We start from the raw sequence: 15362 nt of genomic DNA, 5'->3' as shown, positions 1-15362 counted from the left end.
CTATTTGATTTGAAGGAAGAATAAAACCTGTAGTAACTACAAAGTCAAATCATAAAACTTACATTTAATAAAATTAATTGTTTAAAAAAAGCTAAATTATAGAGATTTCAATAAAAATTCATTTTTATCTGTGGATAACTCATAAATAATCTGTCATAAAACTGTTTTTACTCACTTGGTAACTTTGAGAAAAAATAAAGTTGTTAATAACTTTCCATTTTACACACAAGATTTTTAAAGAAAATGATCGCATTTTCACAAGATCTTTAGATCCTATAACACCTGTTTCCATAAGGATCGAATAAGGTTACTTACAACCTCAAAGGATCTTAATAGTAACAATAATAAGATCTTTATATAAAAAGAGATCTTATTTATTAATACAAACGTGATCTTTCAAAGGATCAATAGATCCATTCTTTTTTTGTCAGGTGTTTTAAATTTCTGTAGAATAATGACAATTTTTTGATCCGAATAAATAGAGATAGATATGTTTTACACTGAAACTTATGATGTGATTGTGATCGGTGGTGGTCATGCGGGTACAGAAGCCGCGCTTGCACCAGCTCGAATGGGATTAAAAACCCTTTTATTAACACATAATGTAGATACTTTAGGGCAAATGTCTTGTAACCCTGCAATTGGTGGGATCGGTAAAGGTCATTTAGTAAAAGAAGTGGATGCAATGGGCGGTTTAATGGCGCATGCTGCAGATAAAGCAGGGATTCAATTTCGTACTTTAAATAGCAGTAAAGGCCCAGCAGTGCGTGCTACTCGTGCTCAAGCTGACAGAGTTTTATATCGTCAAGCTGTTCGTACTGCATTGGAAAATCAACCTAATTTAGATATTTTCCAACAAGAAGCCACCGATATTCTAATTGAGCAAGATCGAGTTACAGGCGTTAGCACAAAAATGGGATTAACTTTTCGTGCTAAATCAGTGGTATTAACTGCAGGTACTTTCTTAGCTGGTAAAATTCATATTGGATTGGAAAATTATGAAGGTGGTCGTGCTGGAGATCCTGCTTCTGTAAATCTTTCACATCGATTAAGGGATCTAGGATTACGTGTAGATCGTCTTAAAACAGGTACACCACCACGTATTGATGCACGTACGATCAATTTTGATGTATTAGCTAAACAACATGGTGATGCAGTTTTACCTGTGTTTTCTTTTATGGGATCTGTTTCAGATCACCCACAACAAATTCCTTGTTATATTACCCATACCAATGAACAAACCCATGAAGTGATCCGTAATAATTTGGATCGCAGTCCTATGTATACTGGTGTGATTGAAGGGATCGGTCCACGTTATTGCCCATCTATTGAAGATAAAGTAATGCGTTTTGCGGATCGTAATTCACATCAAATTTATTTGGAACCAGAAGGCTTAACCAGTAATGAAGTATATCCAAACGGGATCTCTACCAGTTTGCCGTTTGACGTACAAATGGGCATTGTGAATTCCATGAAAGGTTTAGAAAATGCACGTATTGTGAAGCCAGGTTATGCCATTGAATATGATTATTTTGATCCGCGTGACTTAAAACCAACGTTAGAAACAAAAGCTATTTCAGGTTTATTCTTTGCAGGTCAAATTAACGGTACAACGGGTTATGAAGAAGCGGCAGCACAAGGTTTATTGGCTGGGATTAACGCAGGTCTTTACGTACAAGATAAAGATGCATGGTATCCACGTCGTGATCAATCTTATACTGGCGTACTGGTTGATGACCTTTGCACACTTGGTACCAAAGAACCATATCGTGTATTCACTTCTCGTGCTGAGTACCGTTTGTTATTACGTGAAGACAATGCAGACATTCGTTTAACGCCGATTGCCCATGAATTAGGTTTGATTGATGAGGCTCGCTGGGCGCGCTTTAATCAAAAAATGGAAAATATTGAACAGGAACGCCAACGCTTACGCAGCATTTGGTTGCATCCGCGTTCTGAATATTTAGAAGAAGTGAATAAAGTGCTTGGTAGCCCACTTGTGCGTGAAGCCAGCGGTGAAGATTTATTACGCCGTCCAGAAATGACCTATGATATTTTGACTTCTTTAACGCCATACAAACCGGCAATGGAAGACCGAGAAGCCGTAGAACAAGTGGAAATTGCCATTAAGTATCAAGGCTATATTGAGCATCAACAAGAAGAAATTGAAAAACAAAAACGCCACGAAAATACAGCTATCCCAGCTAACTTTGATTACAGCAAAGTGTCTGGTTTATCTAATGAAGTACGTGCGAAGTTGGAACAGCATCGTCCTGTTTCCATTGGCCAAGCCAGCCGAATTTCAGGTATCACCCCTGCTGCAATTTCAATTATTTTGGTGAATTTGAAAAAACAAGGCATGCTGAAGCGTGGGGAATAAGATTTTCTGTGTTTGAAAGTAAAAGTGCGGTGAATTTTCACCGCTCTTTTTTATAAGATTAGTTTTAAAATATAATTAAATCGCACCTTTAACAGTGCGATTTTTTCTTATATTAATTTAGGACATTCTGCCGTTTTCTATACCAATCACCTGATCACAAATTGCCATCGTGGATTGGCGGTGGCTAACGAGAATAATCAATTTTTCAGCTTTAACATCGAGTAATGATTTCAAAATCATTGCTTCGTTTAAGCTATCCAAATTGCTGGTTGGCTCATCAAGCAAGATAATCGGCGCATTATGCAAGAATGCTCGGGCAATACCGATACGTTGTTTTTCACCATCAGAGAGGTTACCGCCCAATTCCGTCATTTTTGTTTGATAGCCTTGTGGTAAGCTTAAAATGAAATCATGAATTGAGGCTTTCTTCGCCGCTTCCATAATCTCTTCTAACGTTGCGTCACGGCGCGCAAGACGAATATTTTCTTCAATGGTTTCGTTGAAAATATAGGTTTGCTGAGTAATGTACGCCATATTGTCACGCAAGCTACGAGTGTTGATATTCGGTAAGGTTTCGCCGTTAATTTTAATGCTGCCTGATTTTGGATCGTAAAAACGCATCAGCAATTTCAACAAGGTACTTTTACCGCTACCGCTTCTGCCGTGAATACCCAAAATTTCACCTTTTTTCACAGATAAGCTCACATCCGATAAAATTTGTTCTTCGCCGTAAGCAAAGTTTACATTCTCCACATCAATGCAAGAAACGTCCTTCAAATCTACCGCACTTTCTACATCTTTTAACTCTGGTTCTTCCGCTAATAAACTTAATACACGCTCACCTGAAGCCAAAGTTTGTAATAAGTTGCTTGAAAGGTTACTTAAGGCGATAACTGGCCCGTAGCTCGACATTAATAAAATCACACCAACTAAAAAGGCTGAGAAATCAATTTTATCCAAGCTAAACAAAATTAAGCCAGTAAACAGCATAATAATGTTGAAAACGGATACTGCCACTTCAGTATAAACGCGCACTTTCGCTTCTTGGTCTTTAATGCGCTCAAAAGCCGTATCAATTTTTTGGCTGCGTTGTTGAATTTCATCTAAACGTTGTTTCGCATAGCCGAAAAGCTGAATTTCTTTCATACCACGCACACTGTCTAGGAAGAAATCATTCATTTCGCCTACTAATTCACGATAGCGTCTGCCATCTTCACGCGCCAATTTGGTAGTGATAATCGGTAAAATCACGCCTACTGTTAAATACGCAGCCAATGCCACAAGCACAAACCAACCAGAAAGATGCGCAAAAACCAACAATAAAATCGCAGAGGTAAAGAACGCGATCATAATTGGTGCGATGGTGTGCGCATAAAATACTTCAAGCAATTCAATATCATTAGTCACTAAAGACACTAATTGCCCTGTTTGTTTATCTTGTAACTTCACAAAAGCTAAGCGGCGCAAAGAAGAAAACACTTTATCACGCAATAATGCCAATAATTTAAAAGCGATGTAGTGCCCTGACATTTGCTCTAAATAACGCAATGCGCCACGAGCCACCGCCAATACAATAAGTGCGGTCAAAATTCCAGAGAAACTTAAATGGGTATCAAAGTTTAAAAGATTCACTAACCCCATCGCACCCAGCACCATAATAAAGATGGCAGCCAGGAAACCGAGCGTTCCCATGGTGATAGTAAACGCCATAATGTGCGCAAGTGGGGTCACTAATTTCAACAAATGCCCCATTACAACAAAACCATTTTTACGCATTTGCCACCTCTCTAATTTGTTCTAAATCTTTTTGTTGTTGGAACATTTCAGCATACGCACCTTGTTTTGCCATTAAGGTTTCGTGTGTGCCTTGCTCAATCAATTTGCCTTGGTCAAGTACGTTAATACAGTCCGCATTTACTGCATTTGCCAAGCGGTGAGAAATCATCACAATGGTTTTTTGTTGTTTAAATTGTTGAATAAACTGCAAAATAATTTCTTCGCTTTCCACATCAATATTACTGGTCGCTTCGTCAAAAATATAAAGCTCCGCATTGTGCAATAAAGCACGTGCTAAGGCTAAACGTTGAATCTGACCGCCGGATAAATTCGCGCCGCGGCTTAATAGCTGCATATCTAATCCGCCATTTTCACGTACAAAGTGGGCAAGATTCACTTGTTCTAAACACTCATAAATTTGTTCATCTGTGGCATCAATTTTCGCCATCGTCATATTTTCACGCAGTGAGCCTTTAAACACGTAACTGCTATGGCTCACCAACGATACTTTTTGATAGAAAGAAGTGCGGTCTATTTCAGCGGCGTTTTGTCCATTAAACAAAATCTCACCTTGTTGCGCTTTATTAAAGCCCATCAACAACGAAACTAAGGTTGATTTACCGCAACCACTTTTACCCACAAACACTGAAAGTTGGTTTGGTTGAATCGTTAAAGTTAAACCCTGAATGGCTGGTTTTTCTGCAGAATACGCAAAATGTAAATCTTTAATTTCCACTTGAACGTTATTTTTGGCCTCAAAATCTACCACACTTTGTTGGGTTTCCACTGGTGTATCAAGCAATGTGAAAATTTTATCTGAAGCCGCTTTGCCATTCATCGCCACATGGAAGAATGAACCAAGCAAACGAAGCGGAATAAAGAACTCGGAAGAAAGTAGAATAAATAAAATCACGCCTAACACGCTGAGTTGTGCGTCTTGGAATTGCAATAAAGCCGTTAAAATCCCAATTGCCGCGCCACCATAAGCGAGTAAATCCATAAGAGAAACCGAGTTAAGCTGCATAGTAAGCACTTTCATGGTAATTTTGCGGAAATGCTCAGCCTCTTTATCCATCTCTTTCGCTTTGTAAGCATCATCTTGATAGATTTTCAACGTAATTAAACCTTGTAGGTTATCTAAAAAGCTGCTGCCTAATCCCACATAAATCGACCAATATTTTGCCAAGAGTTTTTTCGCAATTTTATTCACCGCAATAATCGACATTGGAATAAGCGGCACGCAAATTAATAAAATAATGGCTGTTTTAAAGCTGAAAAAAATCAAGAAAACAAAGAGGGTAAGCGGTGCAAGCAAGCTATAAAAAAGCTGCGGCAAATAACGGCCAAAATAGATTTCAAGCTGCTCTACACCTTCTGATGCCACTTGGATAATGCTTGAAGTGGATTGTTGGTTCACTTGGTTAAGTGGCATAGAAGCCAATTTACGGTAGATAAGGCTACGCAATTCATGCTTCACTTTTGTGCTGGCAAAATAAGACGCCTGCACCGATTTTTTACCCGCAAAAGCACGTAATGCCAATGCTGCAATTAAAATTACACCTAAACCCACCGCACTTGACATCGTCAAGTCTTTAAAATAAGCGGCCTGTAAAATATAAGAAAACACGACGGCACTAATAATCCCGCCAACTAATGCCACCCAATTCCACAACACAGTGACACCAATCCATTTTTTACTATCGGCCACCGTGTTAATTAGGCGTTTATCTATCATCATAATGATTGCTCCTAAAATAAAAAGAAGTACGCACATTACTATGCGTACTTTGCTATAAAAAATTTAATAATTAAAAACGAATTTCAATAGAAGCTGCAAAATTGCGACCTGGTTGATAATAACGTTGAAGTCCTGGATAACCACCATATTTTTCATGAGGATCAAGACCTACGGAATTAATTAGACCTCCAGTACTATCTAAACCACGTAACGCATCCCAAGTGTGATATTTACGATTAAATAGATTATAAACACCAGCACGTAAAGTAACATTATCTGCCACTTTATAGAAACCAAACATATCGAATATAAAGGCTTTTGAATTTAAATGCTTCCATGTTGCTAAAGTTGTCTCATGCACATATTCAGAACATTCTTCTTGATATTCAGGACCATACCCCCATTCATAATATGGATTCTTTTTAAGTTCTTTTTTCACACAACGCTCTCTTTGATTTTTCAAATATTGAGCATCTTTTGCTTTTTTTGCCCCCAAGTATGTTAAACGAGAGAAAATCCCCCATTTACCGTTAGGATCCTCATAATCTAATCCAACAATAGCTTTAATTGGTTGAAGTGACATTAAACTTGCATTATTAGACATGCTTCCTTTGCTATAGCCTAAAGAAGCAAACAATTTCCAGCCATTTGGTATTGGCGTAACTTCATTTAAGTTAAGTCTTCCAGTAAATTCAACACCATAAATTTTGGCAGAATCAATATTTTGCATTTGTTGAACAGGACGCCAACGCCAAAGATCTTTATAATAATTGTAATAAGCCCAAGTCTCTTGTTCATAAAGAAAATCTTTATAACGAGTATGATGCAAATTAAGTGAAAACTCTCCTAAATGCCCCTTGCCTATAAGATTAATATTTTGTGTCAAACTCTTTTCTGCTTTTAAGCTAGGATTTGACATCCAAGCACCAGATGCATTATCTCTGTAATCAAAATACATTTCAGATGCATTTGGAATCCGGAAACCAGTACCAATGTTATAACCTAATTTCCACTCATCGTTGATCATTTTCTCTATTCCAGCTGTCCAACTAATGTTATGGAATTTAGCATTCTCAGCTTTTCTACAAAATTTACAAGCTAATCCATTTAAACTTTTCTGCTCATGCTTAGCCCAATCATAACGCAAGCCTAAATGCCCTTTTAATTCAGGGTTAAATTCAATATTATCTTTTAGAGACACAAAGTGATGATAACTTTCAACTGGCATCATCATAGTTTCTAAAGTTTCCGCTCCATAAGACCACGTATCTGTATCAAAATAAGAATCTTTGTGTAAAACATCAAATTTTCTTTCTGAAAATGATGTTTTTAATAAAAAAGTATGGCCTGTATTAAAGAAATCTAATGGCTGGCTATCAATACCTAAATTAATACGATTAAATTTTGTATTAAAAAATCTTAGGTTCTTATCATTTGGTGTTCTATTTTCATAAAGAGTTCCACCATCTTTTTTAGCTCGAAAACCCTCATAATTATAAGCTGCGGTTTGTGTTTTCTGATAATCTAAATCTAGCTTAACCAATGAAATTACTTTTGAATTTGGTAAATATTCATAAAAAACATTGACAGTATCACGTTTAGCACGATCATCTGCCTCACGCCAAGCTGACGAAGTAGTTGCTGAATCTTCAATAATATAATTTTTATTACGTGAACCACTATAAGAAACGCCAACTCTGTGACTATCATTAAAACGATATGCAAATTTCGCTAAATAGCTATGATTATTATGTGTTGAATCATCTGGAGTTTGTTTATCACGACCACGAGAACGAGTATAAAGTGAGTCTTCAGGAATGGTATAACCACCCGCACTTTTCATTTCATGCCCGTGGCGATTAGAATAAAGTAATAAGGCTTCCGCTTTTTCACCAGCATAGGCAACACCTAAAGTATTTACCCATTCAGTGTTGCGAGAAGCGTATCCTGTACGATATAACGCACCAAATTTTCGACCGTTTCTTACAATATCAAAAGGTTCAAGAGTGCGATAATTAACCCCTCCACCAATATTACCACTTCCTTGATTAAAAGAATCTGCGCCCTTAGCAATATCAATAGTACGAGCAAGCTCAGGATCAATACTCTGACGAGAAGTATTTAAATTACCATAACGTTTGTAAAGTGAGTTTTCTTCAGAATCAGGTAAAGCTACGCCATCAATACTAATACCGACACGGTTGTCTTCTACGCCACGAATAGCAAAACCTTTTTGATGACGACCTTGATCGACCACCCCAACATCAGGACTATAACGCACAAGATCTTTATTATTTTGGATTAATTCTTGTTGAATAATCTTCGCTGTTTTCTTTTCAGAATGATTAGCTTTTGTAGAACTATCTAGTTCTGTAGAAACATTAATAGTTTCTAATTGCTCCTCAGCCAAAGCATAACTCGTAACAGACATGCCTGCAGTAATCAGCAACAAAGCATAAGGGGTTAATTTATGTTGTTTCATTTATGATTTCCTTAAGTTATATAAATGATAATTATTATAAATAATGAATTTTTATTTTGTATATATTTTTGATAATTATTTTTATTTTGTGATCGAGATCAAAAAATTAAGTTGAGCTTTTATTTTGCTAATCATCATCACAGTACAATCAAAATGACTTTTTTTCCTAACAGTGATAGGATGATTAGCAGTTTTATTATGCAAATTGAATCAATTATGACCCAATCTCGAATTGTAAAAATCGCAACGCGTCAAAGTCCTTTAGCTTTATGGCAAGCAAATTTTGTGAAAGACCGCTTAGAGCAACTTTATTCCCATTTAACTGTTGAACTTGTGCCTATGGTGACAAAAGGTGATGTGATTTTAGATTCACCTTTAGCAAAAATTGGGGGAAAAGGTTTATTTGTGAAAGAACTAGAGCATGCATTATTGGAGAAGCGAGCAGATATTGCTGTACATTCAATGAAAGATGTGCCAATGGCTTTTCCTGAAGGTTTAGGCTTAAGTGTGATTTGTAAACGCGAAGATCCACGAGATGCTTTTGTTTCAAATTCTTACTGTTCTTTATCTGAATTACCACAGGGCGCGATTGTAGGAACATCTAGTTTGCGTCGTCAATGTCAGTTAAAACAGCTTCGACCAGATTTAGATATTCGTTCTTTACGTGGAAATGTGGGTACGCGTTTAAGTAAACTTGATGCTGGTGAATACGATGCCATTATTTTGGCTTCTGCAGGTTTAATTCGTTTAGGTTTAGCATCTAGAATTGCTTCTTTTATTGAAGTAGAACAGTCATTGCCAGCTGCAGGACAAGGTGCTGTAGGAATAGAATGCCGAACGGATGATATAGTCGTGAAAGATTTATTAGCACCGCTAGCTGATGAAGAAACAACAGCATGTGTTTTGGCTGAACGTGCGATGAATACTGCATTACAAGGTGGATGTCAGGTACCAATTGGGGGGTATGCTGTGTTACAGGGAGATGAAATTTATTTACGTGCATTAGTGGGTGATGTGGATGGTTCGTTGATTCTTCGAGCAGAAGGCAAAAGTGCGGTAGAAAATGCAGAAGAATTAGGCCGTACTTTGGCTAAACAGTTATTAGCTCAAGGTGCTGATAAAATTTTAGCAAGAATTTATGCATAATAGGGAGAAGTAATGGCTGTCTTAGTGACTCGCCCTGACGAACGTGGTAGACAATTGGTTGAGATGTTAAGTCAATCAGGTGTGGCAGCACTTCATTTGCCTTTATTTACTCTAGAAGAAGGCTATGAGCTTGTTAATTTACCCACTAGATTAAATCAACTCAATGCTGGTGATTATGTGTTCTTAGTTTCTAAAAGTGCGGTGGATTTTGCAGATAAAATATTAAAAAAAACAAATAATATTTGGAGAAAAGATTTACATTTCTTTACAGTTGGAGAACGAACCGCACAGTATTTTTCTTGTCAAAGCGAGCGCAATGTGCGTTACCCTATTCGTTCTGAAAGCAGTGAAGGTTTGTTAGAGTTACCCGAAATGCAATTTTTGCAAGGTAAACAAATTTTAATATTACGAGCTAATAATGGTCGAGATTTTTTCCGCAAACAAGCGGAATTACGTGGAGCATTGGTAAGCTATGTTGAATGTTATCGTCGGGAGCCTCTTCTTTATGATGCAGAAGAAAAAATAAATATTTGTAAGCGTTTAGGTGTAAATACTATTGTGGCGACAAGCTTAGACATCGTTCAATCCCTATTAACATTTGTGCCTGAAAATGATCAGGCATGGTTAAAACAATGCACACTGATTACTGTAAGCCAACGTATTGCTAATTTTACGAAAGAAGCTGGTTGGGCTAATGTCGTCATTTCTCCTAAAGCAGATAACACAAGTTTATTAAATACCTTACTTAAGACTCATTAAGGAATTGATATGGCAAAGAATCAATCAAATGATATCACTGAAAAAGTCAGCGATACCCCTGAAATAGTAGTAGAAAAAACGGAAGCGGAACAATTTGCAGAACAGCCGGTTCTTCAACAAACGATAGTTAAAAAAAATGGTACAGCATTAAGTTTGTTAGCTATTTTAATTGCGCTTGGTGTTGGCGGTGCTGGTTATTATATTGGCCAACAACAAGTTACAGACTTTCAGAAAAAGTTAATTGTTCTTGAAAACCAAGTCGGAGAGTCAGCCTCTCGTGTTACTTCAAATGAGAAAAATGAGCAAGTAAGCCAATTGGAAAGTGGTTTAAAAGCCATGCAGGAAAAGGTAATTCAATTAGAAGAATTTAATAAAAGTAAAACGGAAGAAATTACTACTTTACAGGCACAAATAAAACAAGTGAGTCAACTTGCAAGTGCACAACAACCAAATGATTGGCTATTCTCTGAGGTCGATTTTTTATTGAATAACGCACTACGTAAACTTATTTTAGATAATGACGTTGATACAGCTATTTCTTTATTGAAATTAGCTGATGAAACGCTAGTTAAAATTAATAATGCTCAAGCTAATTCTGTTCGTAATGCGATTAACCAAGATTTGAAGAAATTACTTTCTCTTTCTAGTGTAGATCAAAATTCAGTGATGCAAAAACTTTCACAGCTTGCCAACACAGTTGATGAGTTGCAAGTGCTTAATGTAAATTTTGATGACACCCCTGAAAATAATAATAAATTATCCGATAGTATCGAGGATTGGCAACAAAATGTTGAAAAAAGTGCTACTTCTTTCTTAAATCATTTTATTCGTATTTCGCCAAAACAAAGCGCAAATAAGAAAGAATTATTAGCACCGAATCAAGATATTTATCTTCGTGAAAATATTCGTTTACGTTTACAACTTGCTATTATGGCTGTACCTCGTCAACAGGATGAGCTTTATAAACAATCTTTAGATGCTGTGTCGTCTTGGGTTCGTAGCTATTTTGATACAAATTCTGAAACTACGCAGAACTTCTTAAAATCTGTGGATGAATTGTCAGAACTGTCTATTTATGTGGATGTTCCAGAACAATTGGCGAGTTTAACATTGCTTGATAAATATCTTAATCGCTTACCATTAGATGTACAAAAAGTAGAAATTGAGACAGATAAAGCGGTTGAAAGTATGCCGAAAGTAGAGGATACAATGCAAAAATCTGAAGATAAACCGGCAAAAGCCGAGCATCAACAATAAGGAGAGCCTATGTTTAGAGTGCTTTTTCTAATGATAGCGCTGCTTGCAGGACTTGTGGCTGGACCTTATCTTTCTGGTCAGCAAGGTTATGTCCGTATTGAAACGGCTAACAATATTATTGAAATGTCTATTACAACGCTAGTCATCTTTTTTGTTATCGCGTTAGCAATCATTTATGGATTGGAGTGGATTATTACCCGATTTTTACGTTTAAGTAGAGGATCTTACAACTGGTTTTCACGCCGTAAACGTGTTAGAGCACAAAAACAAACCCTTGAAGGTTTGGTTAAAATGAATGAGGGAGATTATGCAAAAGCAGAAAAATTGATTGGTAAAAATGCCAAACACTCTGCTGAGCCAGTATTAAATCTAATCAAAGCTGCTGAAGCAGCACAACAACGCGGTGATGAATTTAGTGCAAATCGTTATTTAATTGAGGCAACAGAGTTAGCGGGTTCTGATAATTTATTGGTTGAAATCGCTCGGACTCGGATTTTATTACAACAAAATAAATTACCAGCAGCGCGTAGTTCAGTAGATAGCCTGCTTGAAATGTCTAACCGTAATAAAGAAGTATTAAAACTTGCTGTGGATATTTATTTGCGCTCTAAAGCTTATCAAGCGCTTGATGAAATTTTAGACAGTGTAGAAAATGGTGGTTTATTTAGCACAGAAGAGTTTCAAGAACTTCGTACGCAAACAGAAAATGGCCTACTTGATGAAAAGATGAATGAGGAAGGCGTTGATGGATTACTTACATGGTGGGATGAGCTACCTCGTCGTCGCCGTAATAATGTTGATTTAAAAGTAGGCTTAATTCAACGTTTAATTGATTGTAATGATCATGAGTCTGCAGCAGAATTTACCCTTGAAATCTTGAAAAAAATTGGTGACAACACACCAATTGGTAAAGCGCTTTGCACTCAAATTACACGTTTACAGCCGGAAGATAACAGTAAGTTAATTAAACTTGTAGCAAAACGAGCTAAGCGTGCAGGTGATGTAGAAAAATGTTGTATTAATCGAGCGTTGGGCTATTTATATGTTCGTAATAACGAATTTTCCCAAGCTGCTGAAGTTTTTAAAAAGGTGATTGCTTGTCCTAATCAATTAGAATCAAATGATTTGATGATGGCTTCTTACGTTTTTGAACAGTCTGGTGATAAAGTCCTAGCAGAACAAGTACGACAAGATAGTTTAAAATCCGTAATGGCTATAGACAATATTCCTCTTGAAAAAAATGAGGAAAATATGCTAAAAAATGGAGATTAGCTTTCAAAGCAAATTAGAATAAATACTGATTATAATAGATAAAACGCACTTCAATGAAGTGCGTTTTATTATGCTTTGGGATTTTATATCTTTATAGATTTTTAAGTCTGTTAGAATATAAAACAAGGCAAAGCGCAATAACCATAACAAGAATTGAACCAGCAAATAATAAGGTATCAACTGAGCTTTCATGATTTACAATAATGAGTCGTAACATTGCTGTAATCCCTGCGTATATAAAATAGCGCAATGGAAAATGATAGCCACTTTTAAAATATTGAACTATTAATCCTATAAACCCGAAATATAAGAAAAACATTACAGCTTGTTCAGCAACATCATAGGGTACAAAGCTTGATGTATTTAAAACCATCATTGCTAAGGTATAAGTTATTTTACCCAAAGCAATAATTAGTACAATTGCTAATGCAATTAATGCAGAACTTAACACTATTTTTAGGACTCCTGTTATCATTTTTGGGAGTTTTTCTAATTCCGAAGATTCTTCCATTTTTCTTCCTTAAGGATAAAATTTAAAAAGGCGTATATTTTAATCTAATATAGAAAAGTTGGTCAAAGCTATTTGGGAAAATAATATAGTATAGAGTGGCTATAATAAGTGAATAGAGTAGTCAACAGTTGATATAGAAAGGTATGTTTAAAGGATATATTATTAGATATAAAAAGTGCGGTGAAAATTCACCGCACTTTTTTATTACCGTCCTGTTTTCAAGAGTTTTTCAGTCAACTCATAAGCTCGAAGTTTTGCTAACTCTTTAGAAAGTTTTGCAACCAGTAAATCATGATCTACATCTGATGCATGAGATACAATGTTTTCTTCAGCTTTACGTTTTGCTTCGCGAATACGCTCAGCATCTAATTCACTACCACGGATAGCAACATCTGCTAGTACCGTAACAATATTTGGTTGAACCTCTAAAAAACCACCGGAAACATAGATAACTTCTTCATTTCCATCTTGAAGGGTAAATTTAACAATCCCTGGTTTAATTGCCGTTAGCAATGGTGTGTGTCCAGGGAGAATTCCTAATTCTCCCTCAACACCTGTTGCTTGGATCTGTTTCACTTCACCTTCAAAGATTTTTCGCTCTGCGCTTACTATTGTTAAATTAAATGTCGCCATTTTTGTTCTCCTTCAAATGACTTGAAGTGATTACATATTTTTGGCTTTTTCTAGCGCTTCGTCGATTGAACCTACCATATAGAACGCTTGTTCTGGGATATGGTCGTAATCACCGCTTAAAATACCTTTAAAGCCGCGAATGGTTTCTTTTAATGGAACATATTTACCCGGAGTACCGTTAAATACTTCAGCAACGAAGAACGGCTGTGATAAGAAACGTTCAATTTTACGTGCACGTGCCACCACTAATTTATCTTCTTCAGATAATTCGTCCATACCAAGAATTGCGATAATATCTTTCAATTCTTTATAACGTTGTAAAATACCTTGTACACCACGAGCAATATCATAATGTTCTTGACCAACAACAAGTGGGTCTAACTGACGTGAAGTTGAATCTAATGGATCAACAGCTGGGTAGATACCTAAAGACGCAATTTGACGACTTAATACAACGGTTGAGTCTAAGTGTGCGAAAGTTGTTGCTGGAGATGGGTCAGTTAAGTCATCCGCAGGTACGTATACCGCTTGTACAGAGGTAATAGAACCTGTTTTAGTTGAAGTAATACGTTCTTGTAATACACCCATTTCTTCAGCTAAGGTTGGTTGATAACCTACCGCTGATGGCATACGACCTAATAACGCAGATACTTCCGTACCAGCAAGGGTATAACGATAGATATTATCCACGAAGAATAATACATCACGACCTTCATCACGGAATTTTTCTGCCATGGTTAAACCAGTTAACGCAACACGTAAACGGTTACCTGGTGGCTCATTCATCTGACCATAAACCAAAGATACTTTATCTAATACGTTAGAATCTTTCATTTCATGATAGAAGTCATTACCTTCACGAGTACGTTCACCTACACCCGCAAATACAGAGTAACCAGAGTGCTCGATCGCGATGTTACGGATTAATTCCATCATGTTAACGGTTTTACCTACACCCGCACCACCGAATAGACCAACTTTACCACCTTTAGCAAATGGACAAATTAAGTCGATAACTTTGATACCAGTTTCTAATAATTCCGTACTGTTTGATTGTTCTTCATAGCTTGGCGCAGAACGGTGGATAGCCCAACGCTCTTCTTCACCGATTGGACCTTGTTCGTCAATTGGTTCACCCAATACATTCATAATACGACCAAGGGTTTTTGTGCCTACCGGTACTTGAATCGGCTCATTCGTGTTTTCTACTTTTAAACCACGTTTTAAACCATCAGAAGCACCTAATGCGATACAACGTACCACACCGCCACCTAATTGTTGTTGCACCTCAAGTGTTAAACCTGATTCAACTTTTAATGCATCGTAAACTTTTGGCACTGCATCTTGTGGAAATTCAACGTCAATCACCGCACCGATGATTTGTACAATTTTTCCTGCTGACATTACC

At 36.8% G+C, this 15362-nt stretch carries 11 protein-coding genes; 5 read left to right on the top strand and 6 right to left on the bottom strand.

The features are described 5' to 3' along the window. Positions 1 to 490: 490 nt before the first annotated feature. Positions 491 to 2380: a tRNA uridine-5-carboxymethylaminomethyl(34) synthesis enzyme MnmG gene (gene mnmG / locus KP713_RS08180; protein ID WP_215770372.1), complete on the top strand. Its 1890-nt coding sequence runs from the start codon at positions 491 to 493 to the stop codon at positions 2378 to 2380. Between the two features lie 117 nt (positions 2381 to 2497). Here mnmG and cydC read toward each other — a convergent pair whose 3' ends face one another. The 3 genes from cydC to KP713_RS08165 all read right to left on the bottom strand — a co-directional run bounded on the left by cydC (position 2498) and on the right by KP713_RS08165 (position 8376). Then, complete coding sequence (cydC, locus tag KP713_RS08175) at positions 2498 to 4156, bottom strand: thiol reductant ABC exporter subunit CydC (protein ID WP_215770371.1); 1659 nt, start codon at positions 4154 to 4156, stop codon at positions 2498 to 2500. Continuing rightward, entirely contained in the window at positions 4149 to 5894 is a 1746-nt protein-coding gene (locus KP713_RS08170) for an ABC transporter ATP-binding protein/permease (RefSeq protein WP_215770370.1), read from the bottom strand. The genes cydC and KP713_RS08170 overlap by 8 nt, the downstream gene beginning before the upstream one ends. A gap of 70 nt (positions 5895 to 5964) precedes the next feature. After that, complete coding sequence (locus KP713_RS08165) at positions 5965 to 8376, bottom strand: TonB-dependent hemoglobin/transferrin/lactoferrin family receptor (protein WP_215770369.1); 2412 nt, start codon at positions 8374 to 8376, stop codon at positions 5965 to 5967. A 216-nt stretch (positions 8377 to 8592) separates the two neighbouring features. Between KP713_RS08165 and hemC the strand changes: the two genes are divergently transcribed. Genes hemC through KP713_RS08145 form a run of 4 tightly spaced genes read left to right on the top strand, consistent with a single transcriptional unit; the run spans position 8593 to position 12810 of the window. Continuing rightward, positions 8593 to 9522 carry a hydroxymethylbilane synthase gene (hemC, locus tag KP713_RS08160; RefSeq protein WP_215770378.1) on the top strand — a complete coding sequence of 310 codons (930 nt, stop codon included), beginning with the start codon at positions 8593 to 8595 and terminating at the stop codon, positions 9520 to 9522. A 12-nt stretch (positions 9523 to 9534) separates the two neighbouring features. Next, on the top strand, positions 9535 to 10281 hold the full coding sequence (locus KP713_RS08155) for a uroporphyrinogen-III synthase (RefSeq protein WP_140530043.1): 747 nt from the start codon (positions 9535 to 9537) through the stop codon (positions 10279 to 10281). 9 nt (positions 10282 to 10290) lie between these two features. After that, positions 10291 to 11538: a uroporphyrinogen-III C-methyltransferase gene (locus KP713_RS08150; protein WP_215770368.1), complete on the top strand. Its 1248-nt coding sequence runs from the start codon at positions 10291 to 10293 to the stop codon at positions 11536 to 11538. A gap of 9 nt (positions 11539 to 11547) precedes the next feature. Then, positions 11548 to 12810, top strand: a complete 1263-nt coding sequence (locus tag KP713_RS08145) for a heme biosynthesis protein HemY (RefSeq protein WP_215770367.1) — start codon at positions 11548 to 11550, stop codon at positions 12808 to 12810. 91 nt (positions 12811 to 12901) lie between these two features. Here the strand turns inward: KP713_RS08145 and psiE are convergent, their stop codons facing one another. The 3 genes from psiE to atpD all read right to left on the bottom strand — a co-directional run bounded on the left by psiE (position 12902) and on the right by atpD (position 15358). Beyond that, positions 12902 to 13321: a phosphate-starvation-inducible protein PsiE gene (gene psiE, locus KP713_RS08140; RefSeq protein ID WP_065265661.1), complete on the bottom strand. Its 420-nt coding sequence runs from the start codon at positions 13319 to 13321 to the stop codon at positions 12902 to 12904. Positions 13322 to 13525: 204 nt separating this feature from the next. Continuing rightward, positions 13526 to 13954, bottom strand: a complete 429-nt coding sequence (locus tag KP713_RS08135) for a F0F1 ATP synthase subunit epsilon (protein ID WP_215770366.1) — start codon at positions 13952 to 13954, stop codon at positions 13526 to 13528. 30 nt (positions 13955 to 13984) lie between these two features. Continuing rightward, complete coding sequence (gene atpD / locus KP713_RS08130) at positions 13985 to 15358, bottom strand: F0F1 ATP synthase subunit beta (protein WP_048953132.1); 1374 nt, start codon at positions 15356 to 15358, stop codon at positions 13985 to 13987. Positions 15359 to 15362 lie beyond the last annotated feature (4 nt).

The organism is Haemophilus sp. SZY H36, from assembly GCF_018829625.1.
Classification (GTDB): domain Bacteria; phylum Pseudomonadota; class Gammaproteobacteria; order Enterobacterales; family Pasteurellaceae; genus Haemophilus; species Haemophilus haemolyticus_K.
Note: the sequence above shows the minus strand (reverse complement) of the source record. Positions and strands in the feature narration are given on the sequence as shown.

Excerpts from the sequence above, each read along its gene's own strand:
- mnmG (WP_215770372.1), top strand. The coding sequence starts at position 491 with ATGTTTTACACTGAAACTTATGATGTGATTGTGATCGGTGGTGGTCAT.
- cydC (WP_215770371.1), bottom strand. The coding sequence starts at position 4,156 with ATGCGTAAAAATGGTTTTGTTGTAATGGGGCATTTGTTGAAATTAGTG.
- KP713_RS08170 (WP_215770370.1), bottom strand. The coding sequence starts at position 5,894 with ATGATGATAGATAAACGCCTAATTAACACGGTGGCCGATAGTAAAAAA.
- KP713_RS08165 (WP_215770369.1), bottom strand. The coding sequence starts at position 8,376 with ATGAAACAACATAAATTAACCCCTTATGCTTTGTTGCTGATTACTGCA.
- hemC (WP_215770378.1), top strand. The coding sequence starts at position 8,593 with ATGACCCAATCTCGAATTGTAAAAATCGCAACGCGTCAAAGTCCTTTA.
- KP713_RS08155 (WP_140530043.1), top strand. The coding sequence starts at position 9,535 with ATGGCTGTCTTAGTGACTCGCCCTGACGAACGTGGTAGACAATTGGTT.
- KP713_RS08150 (WP_215770368.1), top strand. The coding sequence starts at position 10,291 with ATGGCAAAGAATCAATCAAATGATATCACTGAAAAAGTCAGCGATACC.
- KP713_RS08145 (WP_215770367.1), top strand. The coding sequence starts at position 11,548 with ATGTTTAGAGTGCTTTTTCTAATGATAGCGCTGCTTGCAGGACTTGTG.
- psiE (WP_065265661.1), bottom strand. The coding sequence starts at position 13,321 with ATGGAAGAATCTTCGGAATTAGAAAAACTCCCAAAAATGATAACAGGA.
- KP713_RS08135 (WP_215770366.1), bottom strand. The coding sequence starts at position 13,954 with ATGGCGACATTTAATTTAACAATAGTAAGCGCAGAGCGAAAAATCTTT.
- atpD (WP_048953132.1), bottom strand. The coding sequence starts at position 15,358 with ATGTCAGCAGGAAAAATTGTACAAATCATCGGTGCGGTGATTGACGTT.